At 60.5% G+C, this 20,207-nt stretch carries 20 protein-coding genes and 1 other RNA gene; 6 read left to right on the top strand and 15 right to left on the bottom strand.

Annotated features, from left to right (window positions below; all coding sequences use genetic code 11):
• Positions 1-12 precede the first annotated feature (12 nt).
• The 5 genes from ACRAWE_RS15960 to ACRAWE_RS15980 form a co-directional block, all read right to left on the bottom strand.
• Entirely contained in the window at positions 13-831 is an 819-nt protein-coding gene (locus ACRAWE_RS15960) for a DeoR/GlpR family DNA-binding transcription regulator (protein WP_004931653.1), read from the bottom strand.
• A 380-nt stretch (positions 832-1,211) separates the two neighbouring features.
• Positions 1,212-1,529, bottom strand: a complete 318-nt coding sequence (locus ACRAWE_RS15965; protein WP_063917974.1) for a BrnA antitoxin family protein — start codon at positions 1,527-1,529, stop codon at positions 1,212-1,214.
• Positions 1,492-1,815, bottom strand: coding sequence for a BrnT family toxin (locus tag ACRAWE_RS15970; protein WP_063917975.1), 324 nt, complete (start codon positions 1,813-1,815; stop codon positions 1,492-1,494). Before ACRAWE_RS15970 ends, ACRAWE_RS15965 begins: the two co-directional genes overlap by 38 nt.
• Before the next feature lie 77 nt (positions 1,816-1,892).
• The gene (locus ACRAWE_RS15975; protein ID WP_432525607.1) at positions 1,893-2,639 is read right to left on the bottom strand and encodes an SDR family oxidoreductase; all 747 of its coding nucleotides are present in this window, start codon (positions 2,637-2,639) and stop codon (positions 1,893-1,895) included.
• 95 nt (positions 2,640-2,734) lie between these two features.
• Entirely contained in the window at positions 2,735-2,968 is a 234-nt protein-coding gene (locus ACRAWE_RS15980; RefSeq protein WP_019455641.1) for a hypothetical protein, read from the bottom strand.
• Positions 2,969-3,157: 189 nt separating this feature from the next.
• On the opposite strand from ACRAWE_RS15980, the gene ACRAWE_RS15985 reads away from it, so the two are divergent.
• The 3 genes from ACRAWE_RS15985 to ACRAWE_RS15995 are packed head-to-tail and all read left to right on the top strand — an operon-like array spanning position 3,158 to position 5,767.
• Complete coding sequence (locus tag ACRAWE_RS15985) at positions 3,158-3,817, top strand: response regulator (RefSeq protein ID WP_019455640.1); 660 nt, start codon at positions 3,158-3,160, stop codon at positions 3,815-3,817.
• Positions 3,818-3,821: 4 nt separating this feature from the next.
• A complete protein-coding gene (locus tag ACRAWE_RS15990) occupies positions 3,822-5,228 on the top strand; it encodes an ATP-binding protein (RefSeq protein ID WP_019455639.1) in 1,407 nt (468 codons plus the stop codon).
• An 11-nt stretch (positions 5,229-5,239) separates the two neighbouring features.
• Positions 5,240-5,767 (top strand): GNAT family N-acetyltransferase, encoded by a 528-nt coding sequence (locus ACRAWE_RS15995; RefSeq protein WP_025160214.1) that lies wholly within the window; start codon positions 5,240-5,242, stop codon positions 5,765-5,767.
• A 10-nt stretch (positions 5,768-5,777) separates the two neighbouring features.
• Here ACRAWE_RS15995 and ACRAWE_RS16000 read toward each other — a convergent pair whose 3' ends face one another.
• From ACRAWE_RS16000 to ACRAWE_RS16035, 8 genes are all read right to left on the bottom strand, one after another.
• Positions 5,778-6,743, bottom strand: coding sequence for a quinone oxidoreductase family protein (locus ACRAWE_RS16000; protein WP_074056052.1), 966 nt, complete (start codon positions 6,741-6,743; stop codon positions 5,778-5,780).
• Between the two features lie 108 nt (positions 6,744-6,851).
• Positions 6,852-9,731 carry an aminomethyl-transferring glycine dehydrogenase gene (gcvP, locus tag ACRAWE_RS16005; RefSeq protein ID WP_004931634.1) on the bottom strand — a complete coding sequence of 960 codons (2,880 nt, stop codon included), beginning with the start codon at positions 9,729-9,731 and terminating at the stop codon, positions 6,852-6,854.
• A 93-nt stretch (positions 9,732-9,824) separates the two neighbouring features.
• Positions 9,825-10,211, bottom strand: coding sequence for a glycine cleavage system protein GcvH (gene gcvH / locus ACRAWE_RS16010; RefSeq protein ID WP_025160212.1), 387 nt, complete (start codon positions 10,209-10,211; stop codon positions 9,825-9,827).
• Positions 10,212-10,374: 163 nt separating this feature from the next.
• Positions 10,375-11,472, bottom strand: a complete 1,098-nt coding sequence (gcvT, locus tag ACRAWE_RS16015; RefSeq protein WP_019455634.1) for a glycine cleavage system aminomethyltransferase GcvT — start codon at positions 11,470-11,472, stop codon at positions 10,375-10,377.
• Between the two features lie 508 nt (positions 11,473-11,980).
• A complete protein-coding gene (ubiI, locus tag ACRAWE_RS16020; protein WP_211130108.1) occupies positions 11,981-13,183 on the bottom strand; it encodes an FAD-dependent 2-octaprenylphenol hydroxylase in 1,203 nt (400 codons plus the stop codon).
• Between the two features lie 78 nt (positions 13,184-13,261).
• Positions 13,262-14,440 (bottom strand): 2-octaprenyl-6-methoxyphenyl hydroxylase, encoded by a 1,179-nt coding sequence (ubiH, locus tag ACRAWE_RS16025; RefSeq protein ID WP_019455632.1) that lies wholly within the window; start codon positions 14,438-14,440, stop codon positions 13,262-13,264.
• A 4-nt stretch (positions 14,441-14,444) separates the two neighbouring features.
• On the bottom strand, positions 14,445-15,758 hold the full coding sequence (gene pepP / locus ACRAWE_RS16030) for a Xaa-Pro aminopeptidase (protein ID WP_019455631.1): 1,314 nt from the start codon (positions 15,756-15,758) through the stop codon (positions 14,445-14,447).
• Positions 15,759-15,813: 55 nt separating this feature from the next.
• The gene (locus ACRAWE_RS16035; protein WP_025160211.1) at positions 15,814-16,392 is read right to left on the bottom strand and encodes a YecA family protein; all 579 of its coding nucleotides are present in this window, start codon (positions 16,390-16,392) and stop codon (positions 15,814-15,816) included.
• Between the two features lie 319 nt (positions 16,393-16,711).
• On the opposite strand from ACRAWE_RS16035, the gene zapA reads away from it, so the two are divergent.
• The 3 genes from zapA (at position 16,712) to ACRAWE_RS16050 (ending at position 17,926) form a co-directional block, all read left to right on the top strand.
• Positions 16,712-17,041, top strand: coding sequence for a cell division protein ZapA (gene zapA, locus ACRAWE_RS16040; RefSeq protein ID WP_019455629.1), 330 nt, complete (start codon positions 16,712-16,714; stop codon positions 17,039-17,041).
• A 41-nt stretch (positions 17,042-17,082) separates the two neighbouring features.
• Positions 17,083-17,265, top strand: a non-coding RNA gene (gene ssrS / locus ACRAWE_RS16045) — 6S RNA.
• Between the two features lie 52 nt (positions 17,266-17,317).
• Positions 17,318-17,926 carry a 5-formyltetrahydrofolate cyclo-ligase gene (locus ACRAWE_RS16050; RefSeq protein WP_019455628.1) on the top strand — a complete coding sequence of 203 codons (609 nt, stop codon included), beginning with the start codon at positions 17,318-17,320 and terminating at the stop codon, positions 17,924-17,926.
• A gap of 53 nt (positions 17,927-17,979) precedes the next feature.
• Here ACRAWE_RS16050 and serA read toward each other — a convergent pair whose 3' ends face one another.
• Both serA and rpiA read right to left on the bottom strand, forming a co-directional pair.
• The gene (gene serA, locus ACRAWE_RS16055; RefSeq protein ID WP_025160210.1) at positions 17,980-19,218 is read right to left on the bottom strand and encodes a phosphoglycerate dehydrogenase; all 1,239 of its coding nucleotides are present in this window, start codon (positions 19,216-19,218) and stop codon (positions 17,980-17,982) included.
• A gap of 293 nt (positions 19,219-19,511) precedes the next feature.
• Positions 19,512-20,168 carry a ribose-5-phosphate isomerase RpiA gene (gene rpiA / locus ACRAWE_RS16060; protein WP_019455626.1) on the bottom strand — a complete coding sequence of 219 codons (657 nt, stop codon included), beginning with the start codon at positions 20,166-20,168 and terminating at the stop codon, positions 19,512-19,514.
• Positions 20,169-20,207 lie beyond the last annotated feature (39 nt).

Raw genomic sequence — 20,207 nt, forward strand, 5'->3', positions numbered from 1 at the left:
TTTTCGTTGTTGTTATCGCGCCGCCCTTTTCGCGGCGGGTGAAACTTCGATCACGTCGACGTTGTTCCAGGCCAGTTCCTGGCGAAACTCGTCGTCGCTGAGCCTATCGGTGATTAAGGTATCTATCTCCCGGTAGTGGCAGATGCGCGCGAACGAGCGGCGGCCGAACTTGTTGCTGTCCACCAGCAGGAACTTGCGCTCCGACGCCAGCAGCATCTGCTGCTTCAGCCGCGCATGGTGCTCATTGCTCTCGCGGATGCCGCCGTCCTGGCAGATGCCGTGGCAGGAGAAGAACAGCTTGTTGATCACGAACTCTTTCAGCATCTGCTCCGCCAGCACGCCGATAAAATCCTCGTACTTGGCGGAATACTCGCCCCCCAGGCCGATGGTGCGCACGTTGGCTTTGCAGGCCAGCGTCTGGATGATGTGCAGCGAGTTGGTCAGCACCACCAGTGAGATATCCGGCAGCTGGCGCGCCAAAAACCAGCTGGTGGAGCTGCTGTCCAGCAGCAGGCAATCCCCCGGCGCGATAAATTCCAGCGCGCGTTTGGCGATGCGCGTCTTCTGCTCCGGCGCTTCGTTGCTGCGTTGGCGGAACGATTCGCCCTGGTCAATCTCGGCGGGCACATAGGTTTTTTCCACCGCCGGCGGCTCGACGAACACCGCGCCGCCGTGGCTGCGCAGCAGCAGGCCGCGCCGTTCAAGCAGGGCCAGATCACGCCGCGCCGTCTCGATAGAGATGTGGCACAGCTGCGCCACCTCCTGCACCATCACGCGGCCGCGCTGGCTCAAGACTTCGGTGATAAAGCGATGACGTTCTACAGGCAGCATGTTTCTTTTCTCCTCCACAACGATGATTACGATATCGATTTGCTGCGCCGCGTTTTGCGCGCAGACGCAAAGCGCCTCGCCCCGCGATCGGTCAACGATGGCGCTGTGATAGTTGTCAAAAAAATCGGGAAGGAATTGAAATGAATAATTACGAAAGTGTGGAGTAACAGACAGTTATGATGAACGAATGCCTGAGGCGCACAGCAGAGAAACGGTAAACGGTCACAATTCCACGTTCCGCAACATGACCGTTAATGACCGTTTTTGTGGTTTTGACCGAACGCCGCCAATAGACAGTCGAGGTTGAGAGGCATTACCTGAAAAAACGGCAAAAAAAATCCGGCGAGAGCCTCACCGGATTGTTAGCCGCCTGACACACATTATTCCTCGTGCTCATGCTCTTTCAACATCGCTTCACGCAGAACGGCATTCAGGCGTTTCTGATAGCCTTTGCCTGGCCGCTGAAGCCAGGCCAGCACATCCGCATCGATGCGGATGGTTTTCGATACTTTCATCGGTTTATAAAAACGCCCCTGCACCGCAGTCTGCCACGTTTCCTCCCCCAGCGCCGGCGCATCGGCGTAATCGATATCCTCGTCCGGCAACGCGCTCAGCGAAGCAAGTTGCGCTTTCTGCTCCTCCGTCAACGGAGGGAGTACGCTATGGGCCAGATTTTTGGCGGAATTTTTGCGCTTCATATCTTCCCCTCTGTTTGGCATCGGCCTTGCGCGCTGAAATGATGCGCACGATCTCTATCGTATCGCCATCGACATCCGTTTCGATCGTCGTATGCGCCACCAGCAGCAGCAAACAGGAGCCGACCATACCGATCGTTTGCCAAGGTTCTTCTCCGCCCTCGATCCTTTCCAGCACAGCCAAATGGTTGGGATCCAGAAAAACTCGCTGCGCAATCTCAACGCTGACACGGTGTTTGCGTTGGTTACTGTGATTTTTATTCTGATTCCATTCAAAATAAACATACATTTTTGTAACCACATTTTGGTTGTTATTTAACCAAAACACATCGCCTACGGAGAGATGCCAAAACCCTCCGGATGCGTTCAACGCCCGCCTGCAGCCTCGATAAAAGTGCCGGTCACGTAAGACGCGGCGTCGGACAGCAACCAGGCGATCGCCTCCGCCACTTCCTGCGGATGGCCGCCGCGCTGCATCGGCAAACTGTCCTTCACGCGATCCACCCGGCCGGGCTCACCGCCGCTGGCGTGCATCTCGGTATAGATGAAACCGGGCCGCACGCCGTTGACGCGAATGCCCTGCGCCGCCACTTCCCGCGATAACCCGATGGTCAGCGTATCGACGGCGCCTTTCGAGGCGGCGTAGTCGACATACTCTCCCGCCGCCCCCAGTCGGGACGCCGCGGAGGAAACGTTGACGATGGCGCCGCCCTGCCCGCCATGGCGCAGCGCCATGCGCTTCACCGCCTCGCGGCAACACAGGAAGTAACCGGTAACGTTGGTGCTCAGCACCTGATTGATGCGCTCGGCGGTCAGCTGTTCAATGTTCGCCTGCTGGAACAGAATGCCGGCGTTGTTGACCAGCGCGCTGAGCGTGCCCAGCCCGGCATCCAGTGCGTCGAACATCGCCATCACCTGCGCTTCGTCGGCCACGTCGGCCTGCAATGCCAGCGCCTTGCCGCCCTGCGCCTCGATCTCCGTCACCACCTGCCGCGCCGCACTTTCGTCGCGCAGGTAATTCACGCCCACCGCATAGCCCTGCCGAGCCAACAACAAGGCGGTCGCGCGGCCAATTCCCCGGCTTGCGCCAGTCACCAATGTCACTTTCGTCATCGTATTTTTTTCTCTGGTTGGCGATATAAAAATAACGGCCTGCACACAGACCCCGTTTGCCAGTCAGAGTATAGAGCGGCGCTCTAGAAAACGCTTCAGAGCTGAGCCAGGCGGCGCAGCAGCTTTTTAATCCGGTATTTCGCGCAGCCGGAGGCGTCCGTTACCGCCACCTGATGGCCCCGCTGCAAAGCGGAAGCATGCAGGCCTTTGTGAGCAGGGCTGTGCACATCACCGCGAAACGACAGCATCAACAGAATGAGCAGCATCGCCAAGCCTGAATCCATCAGCCGCCGCGAAGCGCCCGCGCTCGGGTAACCGTCAGTGCGCATTGTCGCCCTCTCTGTGGTGATATCGAATGGCGACAAAAATAACTGAAATTCCCTCGCGCTCCCTTAACGCGAGATTAAAGCCAGATTAAGGTTTGCTTAAGAACGCGCAGGCAAAGCGGGTTTCCCCGTTGTCTTCCCGTCAGGGTTATAGTTAGATAATCGCGACTCAAGGATCTCAGCGGAATAAACGTGAACATACTGTTGGTGGAAGACGACCTGCAATTAGGCAAGGCGCTGTGCCGCGCATTGGAGCTAACCGGCTTTAATTTGTGCTGGGTGCGCCTGCTCGCGGACGCGGAAAATAAACTTTCACCCGGCGGGTTCGACTTAATGCTGTTGGATCTCACGCTGCCGGACGGCGACGGTCTGCAGAAACTGATCGCCTGGCGCGCCGCCGGGCAAAATATCCCGATCATCATCCTGACCGCCCGTGACCGCATCGAAAGCCTGGTGAACAGCCTGGATTCCGGCGCGGACGACTTTCTGGCCAAACCCTTTGCACTGCCCGAGCTCATCTCGCGCGTCAAGGCGGTCAACCGGCGCATGGCCGGCTTCGCTTCGCAAACCTGGAGCCTCGGCACGCTGTATCTCGATCCGGTCAACCATCAGGTGACGCTGGATAACGAACTGCTGATGCTGTCGAAAAAAGAATACCACCTGCTGCACGAGCTGATGCGCTGCGCCGGCACCGTGGTGCGCAAAGCGGTGTTGGAACAGCGGCTGTTCGGCCACGGTGACAGCGTGGAAAGCAACTCGCTGGAAGTGCATATGCATAATTTACGCCGCAAGATCGGTAAAGAAAGAATCATTACCGTACGCGGCATTGGCTATTTGCTGAAAAAAGAGTAACGGGATGATCAGTTTCAAATCCTTCTTTATGCGCACCATTGTTTTTCAGGTTATGGCTATATTGCTGCTGTGGGGAGTATTAATCGGCTGGGTGAAATACTTCTATTACCCTGATGCAGAAAAGTATTTGGATAATCAGCAGCGCCTTGTCGCACTCGGCATCGCTAATATTCTCGACAAAACCGACATTGCCGATCCCCGTTATATCGACATCATCAAAGATATCGAGGAGATGTATATCGAATCGATTAAAAACGGCGCCGTGGAAGAACTAGACTATCGCCCGTTATTTTTGGTTTACGATCGTGACAATCGGCTTATTTACGCCTCGCCCCGGCAGGAACAACCGCTGAATCTGCCTCCGACGGTGCTGACCGGCACCATCAGCTACGCCAACGTGGAATGGCATATCGCCGGTAGCTGGAGCGATAAGCAGCAGTTTAGGGTGATTGTCGGCGAATCCTTCGACAACCGTACCACCATTTTCGGCAACCCGGCGGAGAGCACCGCCCTACCGCTGCTGGGCATTCTGGCGGCGATCATCATCACCTTACTGTTTACCGCCTACTTCAGCCTGCGGCCGCTGCGCCAGATCGCCCGCACCATTTCCGATCGCCAGCCGGGCAACCTGTCGCCGATCAACGTCAGCGAGCAGTATCAGGAGATCCGGCCGGTGGTGGTGGAGGTCAATAAGCTGATGGCGCGCATCGACGCCGCCAACCAGCGCGAGAAACGCTTTATGGCCGATGCGGCGCACGAACTGCGCACGCCGATCGCCGCCGTGCTGGCGCAGCTGCATCTGCTGACTCAGGTTTCGGAGCGGCAGGAACGCCAGGAGATCATCGGCGACATGCAGCAAGGGCTGGATCGCGCGGCGTCGCTGTCGCGCCAGCTGATCAACCTGGCCAAGCTGGAGGCGGAAGATTTTCCGCTGAAAATTGAGGCGGTGGACATCTACGCCGAAATCGGCAAATGCATCGCGCAGCACGTTCCCTATGCGTTGGAAAAAGACGTCGAACTGTCGCTCGACGGCAGTGAGGACGTGGTGGTGAGCACCGATCGCCATGCGCTGATCGCCATCTTCACCAATCTGCTGGACAACGCGCTCAAGTACGCGCCGCCCGGCAGCCGCATCGAAGCCAATATCCGCTCGCTGGCGCCGCTCGGCTGCTATATTACTTTGCGCGACAACGGCCTCGGAGTGAGCGAAGAGCACCTTCCGCGCCTGTTTGAACGCTTTTACCGCGTGCCCGGCACGCAGCAGACCGGCAGCGGACTGGGATTAGCCATCGCCCGCAACCTGGCCGACAAAATCGGCGCACAGCTGCGCATCACCGAGGGCCTCGACGATCGCGGCATCGGCTTTATCATCGATTTGCCGGAAAGTTACCGGCCACAGATTGAGAGTTAATCACGAACATGATCGCCCCTGTACTGCTGCAACGGCAGCAACTTGACCGGCTATGGGATATCGACCGCAGTGAAATTATCGACACCCTGTATCGCCTGCAAGACGGCAAGCTGCAGCCCTACCCGGACTACTATGATGTACGCGGTTGGGATCCGCACGATCGGGAAACCTATACGCCAATCCATGAGGCATGTTTCGATCGCGGTGGCGCGTTTTTCGCGCTGTTCGACGGCGAGGAGATCGTAGCGGCGGCGGCGCTGGACACCGAGCCGCGCGGCCCGCAGCAGGATCTGCGCCAATTGCTGTTCTTTTACGTTAGCGCGCACCAACGCGGCCAGGGGCTAGGCAAGCAGCTGTTCCAGCTCTGCCTGAGGCAGGCCGAGCAAGAAGGGGCCGCCGGGCTGTACGTCTCCTCCATCCCCAACAAAAGCACCGTAGACTTCTACCTGGCGCAGGGTTGCCGGCTCATCGAGCGCCCGGATGCCGAGCTGTTCGCCCGCGAGCCGGAGGATATTCACCTGGTCTGCGCTTGCCGCTAGCGGCTGCAGCTTAGCGAGCGATGCGCATCACCGAACGTACGTCGCTTTTCTTGTTCAGATCCCACACCTCAGCGATCTCCTCGAGCGCGTGCTCCTGCGTCTCGATAGTGAGCGCCCCTGTCGCCGCCAGCGCCAGAATCTCGGTCGCGTAACGCTGCATCTCAGGGATCGGCGGGAAGTTGCCGGTGCCGCTGCCGAGGATCTGCAGCTGATTGCTGCGCAGCACCGCCGCCGGCAGCCGGATGTCCGGCGCCGCCATCGAACCGACGTTGACCAAACGAATACCGCGCCCGCCGGCATAAGACGAAAGATCGTGATTATTGAGCGTCGCGAGCAGCGCTTCCGTCGCCGGGCCCCAGATGTAATCGACGATCACCTGATAACCGCTCGGCCCCGCAGCCGCCGCGAAGGCCTGCGTCAACGCTTCGCCCTGCAGGCTCAGATCCACCGTGGCGTCCACGCCCAACGCCTCCAGCACGCTCAGGCGGCGGCCGGCGGCAACGATGCGTCCGGCCCCCGCCTGACGCGCTGCTGCAACCGCCAGTTTGCCCGAGGTGCCGGTAGCGCCGATGATCAGCACCGTTTCACCAGGCTGCAGATCCGCTCGCCAGCGCAGCGGCAGCCAGGCGGCGAAGGCGGGATTGATCAGCGCCGCCGCCGTGGCGTCGTCCACCGCCTCCGGCACCGGCACCGTCCATGACGCGACGCTGCGCTCGGCCATTGCGCCGTAAGGGCGGCGGAAAGAGGCGAAGTACACCCGTTGCCCGTCCGCCGTACGGCCCACGCCGTCGGTGCCGGGCACGATCGGCAATTGCTTCGGGCTGGAATAATGGGTGCCGGCGACGGTGGCGCGATCCAGCTGTTTGATACCGGCCGCCAGCACGTCGATCGGCACCTCGCCGGCTTGCGCCTGAGGCTCCTCAAAGGTGCCGAAAACCGGGGCTTGCCCCAACGCTGTTACGATTGCCGCTTGCATGATGACTCCTCAAATCGTGGGAACGTACAGAAAAGAATAGGCCGCAATAAAATAAAAAGGGACACCGCATGATGCGGTGTCCCTCAAGCACAAACTTTGCCGAACGTGTTATTCGTAGTCGCTCATCGGCACGCAAGAGCAGAACAGGTTACGGTCGCCGTACACGTCGTCCAGACGTTTGACGCTCGGCCAGTACTTGTTCTCACGCACGCCGGCGACCGGGAACACCGCCAGCTCGCGGCTGTACGGGTGCTGCCAGTCGTTGACCAGCTCCGCCTGCACGTGCGGCGCATTCACCAGCGGGTTGTCTTCCAACGGCCATTCGCCTTTGGCGACGCGATCGATCTCGCTGCGGATCGCCAGCATCGCATCGATAAAGCGATCCAGCTCCACTTTGCTTTCCGACTCGGTCGGCTCGACCATCAGCGTGCCCGCTACCGGGAACGACATGGTCGGCGCGTGGAAGCCGAAGTCGATCAGGCGTTTGGCGATGTCCATTTCGCTGATGCCGGTCTCTTCCTTCAGCGGACGAATGTCGAGGATGCATTCGTGCGCCACGCGGTGATCGCGGCCGGTATACAGAATCGGGTACGCGTCCTTCAGACGGGTAGCGATGTAGTTGGCGTTCAGGATCGCCATCTGGCTGGCCTGCTTCAGGCCTTCCGCGCCCATCATGCGGATGTACATCCAACTGATCGGCAGGATGGAGGCGCTGCCGAACGGCGCCGCGGAGACCGCACCCTGCTGGGTGGTCACGCCGTCGATCTGCACGACGCTGTGGCCCGGCACGAACGGCGCCAGGTGCGCTTTCACGCCGATCGGGCCCATGCCCGGGCCGCCGCCGCCGTGCGGAATGCAGAAGGTTTTATGCAGGTTGAGGTGCGAAACGTCCGCGCCGATGTAGCCTGGCGTGGTGATGCCCACCTGGGCGTTCATGTTGGCGCCGTCCAAATATACCTGGCCGCCGAACTGATGCACGATCTGGCACACTTCGCGGATAGTTTCTTCATACACGCCGTGGGTCGACGGGTAGGTCACCATGATGCAAGAGAGTTCTTCGCCCGCCTGCTCCGCCTTGACGCGCAGATCGTGCAGGTCGATGTTGCCGTTCTTGTCGCAGGCGACCACCACCACGCTCATGCCCGCCATCTGGGCGGAGGCCGGGTTGGTGCCGTGCGCGGAGCTCGGGATCAGGCAGACGTGGCGGCCCGCTTCGTTACGGCTTTCGTGGTAGCGACGGATCGCCAGCAGGCCGGCGTATTCGCCCTGCGCGCCGGAGTTCGGCTGCATGCACACCGCATCATAGCCGGTCAGCTGCACCAGCCACTGGGACAGTTGGCCGATCATCTGCTGGTAGCCGGCGGCCTGCTCCGGCGGGCAGAACGGGTGCAGTTCGGAGAATTCAGGCCAAGTGATCGGGATCATCTCCGCCGCGGCGTTCAATTTCATGGTGCAAGAGCCCAGCGGGATCATCGCCTGGTTCAGCGCCAGATCCTTACGCTCCAGACGATGCATGTAACGCATCATCTCGGTTTCGCTGTGATAGCGGTTGAATACCGGGTGGGTCAGGATCGGGTCCTGGCGCAGCATGGCGGCCGGGATCGATTGGCTGTTTTTGCTCACCGCCGCGTCCAGCGCGTCGATGTCCAGACCGTGGTTGTCGCCGGCCAGCAGTGCGAACAGCGTTTGCACGTCTTCACGCGAGGTGGCTTCATCCAGCGTGATGCCCACGGCGCCGTGAATGTCGGTACGCAGGTTGATGCCGAAGCTCAGCGCGCGTTCCAGCACCGCCGCCTTGTCTTTCACTTCAACGGTCAGGGTGTCGAACCAGGTGTTGTGACGCAGCGTCAGGCCGGCCTTCTGCAGCCCGGCGGCCAGAATGTCGGTCAGGCGATGGATACGCCCGGCGATGCGCTGCAGCCCTTGCGGGCCGTGGTACACCGCGTACAGGCTGGCGATGTTGGCCAGCAGCACCTGCGAGGTACAGATATTCGAGTTGGCCTTCTCGCGGCGGATATGCTGCTCGCGGGTCTGCATCGCCATGCGTAGCGCGGTGTTGCCGGCGGCATCGCGGGAAACGCCGATGATGCGGCCCGGCATCGAGCGCTTGAACTCGTCGCGGCAGGCGAAGAAGGCGGCATGCGGGCCGCCGTAGCCCATCGGCACGCCGAAGCGTTGCGCGGAGCCGAACACCACGTCGGCGCCCTGCTTGCCCGGCGCGGTCAGCAGCACCAGGGCCATGATGTCGGCGGCCACGCTGGTGATGATTTTGCGCGATTTCAGTTCAGCCAGCAGCGCGCTGTAGTCGTGCAGTTCACCGGTAGTGCCCACCTGTTGCAGCAGCACGCCGAACACGCCGTCCAGCTCCAGCACTTTCTCCGCTTTATCGACGATGACGTCGAAGCCGAAGGTTTCGGCGCGGGTGCGCACCACGTCCAGCGTCTGCGGATGCACGTCGTCAGCCACGAAGAAGCGGTTGGCGTCTTTCAGCTTGCTGGCGCGTTTGGCCAGGGCCATCGCTTCGGCGGCGGCGGTGGCTTCATCCAGCAGCGAAGCGGAGGCCAGATCCAGACCGGTCAGATCGAGGGTCACGGTCTGGAAGTTCAGCAGCGCTTCCAGACGGCCCTGCGACACTTCCGGCTGATAAGGGGTGTAGGCGGTGTACCAGCCTGGGTTTTCCAGCATGTTGCGCAGGATCACCGGCGGCGTCAGCACGGCGCTGTAGCCCATGCCGATATAGGATTTGTAGCGCTGATTCTGCGAGGCGATCGCCTTCAGCTCAGCCAGCGCCTGATGTTCGGTCGCCGCGTCGCCGACCGGCGGCGGCCCCGGCAGCTGAATGTCCGCCGGCACGATCTGTTGGATCAGCGCGCTGAGCGAGCGAGCGCCCACCGCTGCCAGCAACTCCTGGCGTTGTTCCGCAGAAGAGCCGATATGGCGTTCGATGAACGCTTCGCTGTGTTCGAGTTGGCTGAGTGTCTGAGTCATTGCTACAAATTCCTGAATGCTTGCGTGATACGGGATATAGCTTGAGCGGTAACTAAAACGCCCCGGCCGGAAGGGCCTGGGGCGTGGTCACGATTACTCGTCGATCGAGGCCTGATAAGCCGCGGCGTCCAGCAGGTTCGCCAGTTCGCCTTCGTCTGAGGCTTTAATCTGGAACAGGAAGCCTTCACCGTAAGGTTCGCTGTTCACCAGCTCAGGGGAGCTTTCCAGCTCGGCGTTCACCGCCACGATTTCGCCGCTGATTGGCGCGTAGATGTCCGACGCCGCCTTAACCGATTCCGCCACGGCGCAATCCTCACCGGCGGCGACCTTGCGGCCCACTTCCGGCAGATCGACAAACACCATGTCGCCCAGCAGTTCCTGCGCGTGTTCGGTGATGCCTACGGTGTAAACGCCGTTACCTTCTGAACGAACCCACTCGTGGGAGGATGCGTATTTCAATTCTGTTGGCACATTGCTCATAGCCGGTTACTCCTTCGAAGAAATAATTTCCCGTCGTCTTTCACACTGCAGCGTTGTTGGCTGCGTACGTTCACCTCGGTCACTTACCGCAGTAAGCTCCCGAGGACTCGCGCACTTGCCGCCTAGCCGCAGCGCGAAATCCCTAGGGAAGAATCAATAAAAATCAATTTGTCAGCGGCTTGCCGGCGCGAACGAAGCCAGGCTTGGTCACTTTGACCGGCATTTCACGGTTGCGGATCTGCACGATGGCCTGCTCGCCGATGCCGGCGGGCACGCGCGCCAGCGCGATGCTGAAGCCCAGGGTCGGAGAGAACGAGCCGCTGGTGATCACGCCTTCGTGGGTCTGCCCCGCCGCGTCGGTGAAACGCACCGGCAGCTCATTACGTAATACGCCTTTTTCCGTCATGATCAAGCCGACCAGTTGCTCGGTGCCCTGATCGCGCTGTTGTTCCAGCGCTTCGCGGCCGATGAAACGGCGATCTTCCGGCTGCCAGGCGATAGTCCAGCCCATGTTGGCGGCCAACGGCGAAACGCCTTCGTCCATCTCTTGGCCGTAAAGGTTCATGCCCGCTTCCAGACGCAGGGTGTCGCGCGCGCCCAGACCGGCCGGCTTGACGCCTGCGGCCAGCAATTTCTGCCAGAAATCCGCCGCCTGTTCTTTCGGCAGCGCGATCTCATAGCCGGCCTCACCGGTGTAACCGGTGGTGGCGATGAACAGCTCGCCGGCCTGCACGCCGAAGAACGGCTTCATGCCTTCGACCGCGCTTTTTTGTTCCGGGGTAAACAGGGTGCCGGCGCGCTCTTTGGCCTGCGGGCCCTGCACCGCGATCAGCGCCAGATCGTCGCGCACCGTCAGCGCTACGCCATACGGCGCGGCGTGCTCTTCGATCCAGGCCAGGTCTTTGTCGCGCGTGGCGGAGTTCACCACCAGGCGGAAATAGTCTTCTGTGAGGAAATAAACGATCAGGTCGTCGATCACGCCGCCGGAGGCATTCAGCATGCCGGTATACAGCGCTTTGCCGGGTTGGGTCAGTTTGGCGACGTCGTTCGCCAGCAGGTAACGCAGAAACTCGCGGGTGCGGGCGCCGTGCAGATCCACAATGGTCATGTGAGACACGTCGAACATGCCGGCATCCTGACGCACCGCGTGGTGCTCATCGAGCTGCGAGCCGTAGTGCAGCGGCATCATCCAACCGTGAAAGTCTACCATGCGCGCACCGCACGCCACGTGCTGGTCGTACAGTGGGGTTTGCTTTGCCATCTTTTCCCTCTTTCCACTCGGTCGCTAGAAGTTAGGGTGCTGCCACGCAATGCGGCGGAGCCTGGCTCGCGGCCCGATCGCCATGGCGCACTGACTGCTCAACACAAATGCTGCGCCGGGACGGGCGGAAACTGCGTGCAACCGCCGTGACGCAAACGATACCTTTCCCTCGAACTTATCACCGAACGACCACATTAACCATAAGTTAAAATAGGCTCATCGCCGTTCCGGGGCGGTAAAATGCCGGGCTAGTGTGCAGAGTTTTTCACTGGAAAAATGCGCTTTAAGGCACAAAATTAACAATTAAAGCGGCAAAACTCCGAACTTATATAACAAACCGACGGCCGGGCATGGGATCCTGACTTTTGATAACCGAACATGGAATTAGAAAAAGTAATGATAAAAAGCGGCTGAAATTAGATTATTTCAAATGAAGGGTTATATAAGGAAAGACGATGGCATAAGGCGAGAAGCGCGAGCCCGATGCGGGCTCGCAGAAGGCGGGCGGTCAGGCAAGCCACTCGGGCAGATCGTTCAGGCCCATCGCCTGACGCACCAGCTTCGGTTTGACGCCCGGCAGGCTGTCCGCCAGCCGCAACCCCACGTCGCGCAGCAGCTTTTTGGCCGGATGGTTGCCGTCGAACAGTTCGCGGAAACCCTGCATGCTGGCCAGCATCACCGCCGCACCATGTTTACGGCGGCGCTCATAGCGGCGCAGATAGAGGTGCTGGCCGATATCCTTGCCCTGCCGCTGCAGGCGGCGCAGTTCGGAAATCAGCTCGGCGGCGTCCATAAAGCCCAGGTTCACGCCCTGCCCGGCCAGCGGATGCACGGTATGCGCCGCATCGCCCACCAGCGCCAGGCGGTGCGCGGCGAAACTGCGCGCATAGCGGCCGGTCAACGGGAACGCCAGCCGTTCGCTTTCCAGGCTGCAAGCGCCCAAACGCATATCGAAGGCCATCGCCAGTTCGCGATTGAATTGTTCCGGCTCCAGCTGCTTGAGGCGTTCGGCCTCTTCCGGCGCGACCGACCAGACGATGGAGCTCAAATGCGCATCGTTGAACGGCAAGAACGCCAGAATGCCGTCGCCGTGGAAAATTTGCCGCGCCGTCGCCTGATGCGGCTCTTCGGTGCGGATGGTGGCCACCAGCGCATGGTGGCGATAGTCCCAGAAGGTCAGCGGGATATCGGCGTGCTGACGCAGCCACGACTGGGCGCCGTCGGCGCCGATCACCAGCCGGGCGGTCAGCATGCGGCCATCCTCCAGCGTGATGAAGGCGTCGTTCTCGCCCCACGCCACCTGCTTGAGCGCGGCCGGAGTGATCAGCGTGATGTCCGACAGGCTTTCGGCGCGCTTCCACAGCGCCTGCTGGATCACCGAGTTTTCGATAATGTGGCCGAGATGGCTGAAGCCGCATTCGTCGCCGCGGAAGGCGATTTTGCCGAAGCTGTCGCGATCCCACACTTCCATTGCGTTGTAGGCGCTGGCCCGCAGCTGGAGAATGTCATCCCATACGCCGATATGCTGCAGCAAACGCTCGCTGGCGGCATTGATGGCGGAGACGCGCAGGGCCGGCTGTTCCGACGGCGGCGCCATCTCCGGCTGTCGCTGCTCCAGCACCGCCACGCGCAGCCCGCTGCCCTGCAGGCCGCAGGCCAACGCCAGCCCCACCATACCGCCACCGGCGATAATCACGTCAAATGATTGCATGCTGCTCGATTTCCTTAAATAACGCGCGACGTCTTGACGCACCGCGCTTTGGGCGCGCCAACGCGCCCGACTATGTCTTTAACGTTCCACCCAGCCCAACGTACGCTTGGCGAAGGCGTCGCGCACTGCGGGCAAACGCTCCATCGCCATCAGCCCCAAATTGCGGCCAACCACCAGCGGGCCGTAACGGTTGGCGAACAGATGGATCAAGCCGTCGGTCACGCCGATCGTCGCCTGCTGATCTTGTTGCCGCCGCTGCTGATAGCGGCTCAGCAACGCATAACCGCCGGCGTCTTCGCCACTGTTCACCGCTTCCGCCAGCGTTTCCGCCAGCGACATCACATCGCGCAGGCCGAGGTTGAACCCCTGCCCGGCGATCGGGTGCAGCGTCTGCGCCGCGTTGCCTACCAACGCCAGCCGGTGGCTGACATGGCGATCGGCAGTCAGCAGAGCGAGTGGGTAACTGTGCCGTTTGCCGGCCTTGAGGATACGCCCCAGCCGCCAGCCGAAAGCCTGTTGCAGCTCGGCGATAAAGCGCTCGTCGTCCCAGGCGTCGACCTGGGCGCGATCCTCGCGCGCATGGCACCACACCAGCGAACTGCGCCCCTGCGACATCGGCAACAGCGCCAACGGCCCGTAACGGGTAAAGCGCTCGAAGGCGCGCCCCTGCGGATCTTCCGCCGTGGTGACGTTGGCGATGGTGGCGAACTGTGGATAGTCCTCCTGGCGCCACTGCATATTGCAGGCCTGCGCCAGCGCCGAGCGCGAGCCGTCGGCCGCCACCAGCAGCTGCCCGGCCAGGCGTCGGCCATTGTCCAGCAGCACTTCCGCCCGCTCTGCGGTGCGAATAACGTCCACCACCCGCGCGGGGCAGTGCAGCGTGACGCCCGGCGCCTTCGCCAGCAGCGCGAACAGCCGCTGCCCGGCGTCGTGCAGTTCGATCACCTGGCCGAGCGCATCGACCTGATAATCCTGCGCCTGCAGATTCACAAACCCGGCGTGGCCGCGATCGCTGACGTGCACCTGAGTTATCGGCGTGGCGCAATCGCGCAGCGCCGGCCAAACGCCGATACGCGCCAACTGTTGGCAAGTGCCCTGCGCCAGAGCGATGGCGCGAGCGTCAAAGCCCGGGTGGCTGCGGTCGTCCGGCCGAGTCGCCTCGACCAGATCCACCGCCATTCTTCCCTGAGTGAGCGACGAAATGGCCAGCGCCAGCGTCGCGCCCGCCATACCGCCGCCAACGATAATTACGCTCATTCCGTTACCTTGCCGCCGCCATCAACGCTTCGATGGCATCGGCGTCTTTCACCACGGTGGCGGTCAGGTTTTCATTGCCGTCGGCGGTGATCACGATGTCGTCTTCGATACGGATGCCGATGCCGCGGTATTCCGCCGGCACGTCCGCATCCGGCGCGATATACAGCCCAGGCTCCACGGTCAGCACCATACCCGGCTCCAGCAGCCGATCGCGGCTCGGCGTGCCATAATGGCCGACGTCGTGCACGTCCAGGCCCAGCCAGTGGCTCAGCCCGTGCATAAAGAACTGACGGTGGGCCTGCTCGGCAATCAACTGGTCGACTTCACCTTTCAATACGCCCAGCTCCACCAGCCCGACCACCATGATGCGCACCACTTCGTCATTGACTTCGCGGATGCTGGTGCCGGGTTTGAACAGCTCCAGCGCACGCAGCAGCGACGCCAGCACGATGTCGTACACTGCGCGCTGCGGCCGGCTGAACTTGCCGTTGACCGGGAAGGTGCGGGTAATGTCGCCGGCGTACCCCTGATACTCGCAGCCGGCGTCGATCAACACCAGATCGCCGTCGCGCATCTGGCTCTCGTTCTCGGTGTAGTGCAGGATGCAGCCGTTTTCGCCGCTGCCGACGATGGTATTGTAAGACGGGTAACGGGCACCTAGGCGGGTGAATTCATGATGAATTTCCGCTTCCAACTGGTATTCGAACATGCCCGGACGGCATTTTTCCATCGCGCGGGTATGTGCCAACGCGCTGATCTCGCCGGCGCGGCGCATCACCGCCAGCTCCTCCGGCGATTTGAACAGCCGCATGTCGTGCAGCCACGGCCGCCAGTCGGTGACGGTGGCCGGCGCCTGCAGATTCTGGCGGAATCCCTTGCGCAGCTTGTCCAGCGCGCCGAACAGGATCTGATCGGCGTAGGCGTATTCGCCCTGCGCGTGGTAGACCACGTCCAGGCCATTCAGCAGCAGGTGCAGCTGGTCATTGATTTCATCGAACGGCAGCGCGCGATCCACGCCCAGCTTCGCCGGCGCGGCGTCTTGCCCCAGACGGCGGCCAAACCAGATTTCCGCCGTCAGGTCGCGCACCCGGTTGAACAGCACGCTGTGGTTGTGCGTTTCGTCGCTTTTGATCAGCACCAGCACCGCTTCCGGCTCATTGAAGCCGGTCAGGTACCAAAAGTCGCTGTTCTGCCGGTAGGGATAGTCTGAATCTGCACTGCGCGTCGTTTCCGGCGCAGAGAAAATAACCGCCGCGCTGGCCGGCGCCATTTTCGCCAACAGCGCCTGACGGCGGTTGTTGAATTCCTGCTGAGTCATTACCTTCTCCTGAAATCATGCCATCCGCACCGCCGGCGGAGGGGCGATAGAACGTTTAGTGCAGCGTCGGTTTGATATTTTCCGGCGCCGTCGGCTTGTGACGAGTGAATTCGCCGTAGCACATGATGGCGGCGACCCGCACATACTCCGCCACTTCTTCCAGCGACTGTTCCAACTCTTCCTGATCTTCGTCTTCGTCGTAGCCCAGCTGCGCGATGTTACGCAGATCGTCGATCGCTTCACCGACCTCGTCTTTCACCTGGGCCAGCTTCGGCTGCATCATGCCCAAACCGAGCAGGAAGTGGTTGACCCAACCGGCCAGCGCGTCGGCGCGATCGAACACGCTGACGATCTCCCCTTCGGGCAGCATCAGTTGGAACAGGAATTCGTCGTCTTCCAGCGTTTCACGCGTCGCTTCATACAGCTGCTGCAACGGTTGGCTGAGCGCCTGCGGGAAGGCGACGCCTTCATTGGTCAGATCGTGCACCAGCGCCTGCCAGCCGGCATCACGGCTGCCGCCGCACAGCAGGCCGCTGATCAGGCCGTGCATTTCTGCCGCGGTCAACGCCACCGACTGTTGGTTGAGGGCCACGGTCAAAGATTGGTAACTTGGAAATGTATTCTGTATAGACATGCGCATTCGTCATCGTTGGCAGGATAAGTTCGTGGTATGCTACCACCAAGGTCCGTCGCTATACCAGATAAGCGCGACACCTCAGTGGCTAGTTATAATCGTGATGTGGCAGGTCTCACACTGCGCCGGCGGGTGACGAAAGTGCGGTAAATACGCATTTTGAAACCCTTTTTTGACTGGCGATGTCTGCCGCAGTAGATTACAACCAGGTACTGAAAAAGGGGTTGTATCTTGGTACCGAGGTATATATAGTGGCGCCCGCTTTGACGGCCCGGCCAGGGCGGACAAGGCTGGCGCGAAATTTAGGCAGGAAGGTGGCATGTCTGCACAACCGGTAGATATTCAAATTTTTGGCCGCTCGTTAAGAGTCAATTGCCCGCCAGAACAACAAGATGCGTTGAATATGGCGGCGGACGATCTTAACCAACGGTTGCAAGATCTAAAAGTTCGCACTAGAGTCTCCAATACTGAGCAACTGGTTTTCATCGCGGCATTGAACGTCTGTCACGAACTTGCTCAAGAACGGTTGAAAACCCGTGACTATGCGTCCAATATGGAACAACGCATACGGATGCTGCAGCAGACCATTGAACAAGCGCTGCTTGAACAAGGTCGCATCTCTGAACGTCAGGATGTGCAATTCGAATAACTTAAGTTGTTGAAATCACAGTTTTCAGCAACGAGTACAAAATTTCTCTGAGATGTTCGCCAGCGGGCCAGTCCCCTGAGCCGATATTTAGTACAAACAGAATGTGTTGCTCCGCGATCGGTGAGCACGCTCGGTGCGCCGAGAAGCCTTAAGATTGCGACGGCACGTTCACCTTGAACCATGGGTTCAAGGGTTACAGCCTGCGACGGCATCTCGGAGATTCCCCTTCTCAGCGGTTTATGTGTGCTGAACGCCACACTGAGCAAGCCTGATACGATGCCTTTTCAACCCCAATTCGCGCAGCAGCGCCAAGCCATTCGTCAACTCATTCGCCAACGTCGGCGCGAACTTACGCCGGGCCAGCAACGCTTTGCCGCAGAAAAGATAACCGAACGTCTCGTCGCACACGGCCGTATTCAGGCGGCGCACAGCATCGCGGTATTCCTGTCGTTTGACGGCGAACTCGATACCGGGCCGCTAATCGAGCGTTTGTGGACGCTCGGCAAACGGGTTTACCTGCCGGTGCTGCATCCGTTCAGCCCGGGGCACTTGCTGTTCCTACGCTATGCGCCGGAAACGCCGCTGGTGCGCAACCGCTTCAATATTCTCGAGCCGCACCTCGATGTGCGCCAGGTGCTGCCGCTGGGCGAGCTGGACGTGGTGTTGACACCGCTGGTGGCGTTCGATCATACCGGCCAGCGTCTGGGCATGGGCGGCGGCTTTTACGATCGCACCCTGCAAAACTGGCAGAGCGATGGCCCCTATCCCATCGGCCTGGCCCATGATTGCCAACAGGTGGAAAGCCTGCCGACCGAGCATTGGGATATCCCGCTGCCGGAGATCCTCACCCCGCTCTGCAGCTGGGCGTGGCGCGAGCCCAAATAGCAAAAGGCCGGAATCCATCCGACCTTTTTCTTTCATTGCGGCATGCCGCCGAATCAGAACAGCAGACGGGCGCGAATGGTGCCGTCGATGGCCTTCATGCGCTGCAGCGCAGCGTCGGCACGCGCGGTTTCCGCTTCGATATCGATCACCACGTAGCCGATTTCCGGCCCGGTTTGCAGGTACTGCGCGGCGATGTTAACCCCCTCTTCGGCGAAGATCTGGTTAATCTGCGTCAGCACGCCCGGACGGTTTTCATGAATGTGCAGCAGGCGGCTGGCGTTCGGGCCATGCGCCGGCAGCGACACTTCCGGGAAGTTGACCGCCGACAGCGTCGACCCGTTGTCGGAATACTTCGCCAGTTTGCCGGCCACTTCGTCGCCGATGTTCTCTTGCGCTTCCTGAGTTGAGCCGCCGATGTGCGGCGTCAGCAGCACGTTGTCGAACTCACACAGCGGCGAGTTGAACGGATCGCTGTTGGTCGCCGGTTCTTCCGGGAAGACGTCGATCGCCGCCCCCGCCAGATGATTGCTGGCCAACGCATCGCACAGCGCGGGGATATCCACCACAGTGCCGCGCGAGGCGTTGATCAGAATGGCGCCCGGTTTCATCAGCGCCAGCTCTTCTGCACCCATCATATTCTTGGTGGCCAGCGTTTCCGGCACGTGCAGCGTTACCACGTCGCTCATATTGAGCAGATCGGACAGATGACGCACCTGTTGCGCATTACCCAGCGGCAGCTTGTTCTCGATATCGTAGAAGAACACCTTCATGCCCAGCCCTTCGGCCAGAATGCCCAGTTGGGTGCCGATATGCCCGTAGCCGATGATGCCCAATTTTTTGCCGCGCGCCTCGTAAGAGCCCACGGCCAGTTTGTGCCACACGCCGCGGTGCGCCTTGGCGTTGGCGGCCGGAATGCCGCGCAGCATCAACAACAGCTCGCCCAGCACCATTTCGGCCACGGATCGGGTATTGGAGAACGGGGCGTTGAAGACCGGAATACCGCGCTTGGTCGCTGCGTTCAGATCAACCTGGTTGGTGCCGATACAGAAGCAGCCCACCGCCACCAGCTTTTCTGCGGCGGCGAAGACCTCTTCGGTCAGATGCGTGCGCGATCGGATGCCGACGAAGTGCGCATCGCGGATGGAGGCCTTCAGCGATTCGGTGTCTAACGCACCCTTGTGGTATTCGATGTTGGTATAACCGGCGGCACGCAGATTGTCTACCGTGCTCTGATGAACCCCTTCCACCAACAGGAATTTAATCCTGTCTTTCTCCAATGATACTTTTGCCATTTACCCGACCCTATGTTCAGACTTCAGAAGCGGCTGTTGCGACACAGCTCCCATCCAACATAACAAAAATAACGCGGGCGGCAATACAAACGATTGCCTGCCCGGCAGGACAAGGCGCAGCGTTCCTGGCGGTTTCTGGCAGAAAATGCCATAGGGAAAGTTTTCGGCAGAAGCTTTGGGGAGTCAGTTTTCACAATGTGACATAAGTCACCAAATTTGCCGCTTTTCAGAAAAGATATTTTAACCGAAGAAATTTTGCGGCCCGGCATGACCGGGCCACAGGCCATGGCGGCTTATTTGACCACTTTCACGCCTTCCGACGTACCGACCAGCGCCACGTCCGCGCCGCGGTTGGCGAACAGCCCAACGGTCACCACGCCGGCGATGCCGTTGATCTTGTTCTCCAGCGCGATGGCGTCGGTGATGCTCAGGTTATGCACGTCCAGGATCACGTTGCCGTTGTCGGTCACCACGTTTTGGCGATACTCCGGCAGGCCGCCCAGTTTCACCAGCTCGCGCGCCACGTAAGAACGCGCCATCGGGATCACTTCCACCGGCAGCGGGAACTTGCCCAACACGTCTACCTGTTTGCTGGCGTCGACGATGCAGATGAATTTCTTGGCGATGGCGGCGATGATCTTCTCGCGCGTCAGCGCTGCGCCGCCGCCCTTGATCATCTGCATATGGCCATTGATTTCGTCCGCGCCGTCCACGTAGATATCGAGCGAGTCCACTTCATTGCTGTCGAATACGTGGATGCCGAGGCTTTTCAGCTTGGCGGTGGAGGCGTCGGAGCTGGACACCGCGCCTTCAATCTGGTGCTTGATGGAGCCCAGCGCGTCAATAAAGTGGGAAGCGGTCGAGCCGGTGCCAACCCCGACGATGGTGCCCGGCGTTACATATTCCAGTGCCGCCCAGCCTACCGCTTTTTTCAGTTCGTCCTGCGTCATAATATGTCCCTTGCCTCTGTACGAAAACGTGTGCGTATT

The sequence above is a fragment of the Serratia sp. BFP-2025 genome, from assembly GCF_050880365.1.
In the GTDB taxonomy this organism is placed as follows: Bacteria; Pseudomonadota; Gammaproteobacteria; order Enterobacterales; family Enterobacteriaceae; genus Serratia; species Serratia surfactantfaciens.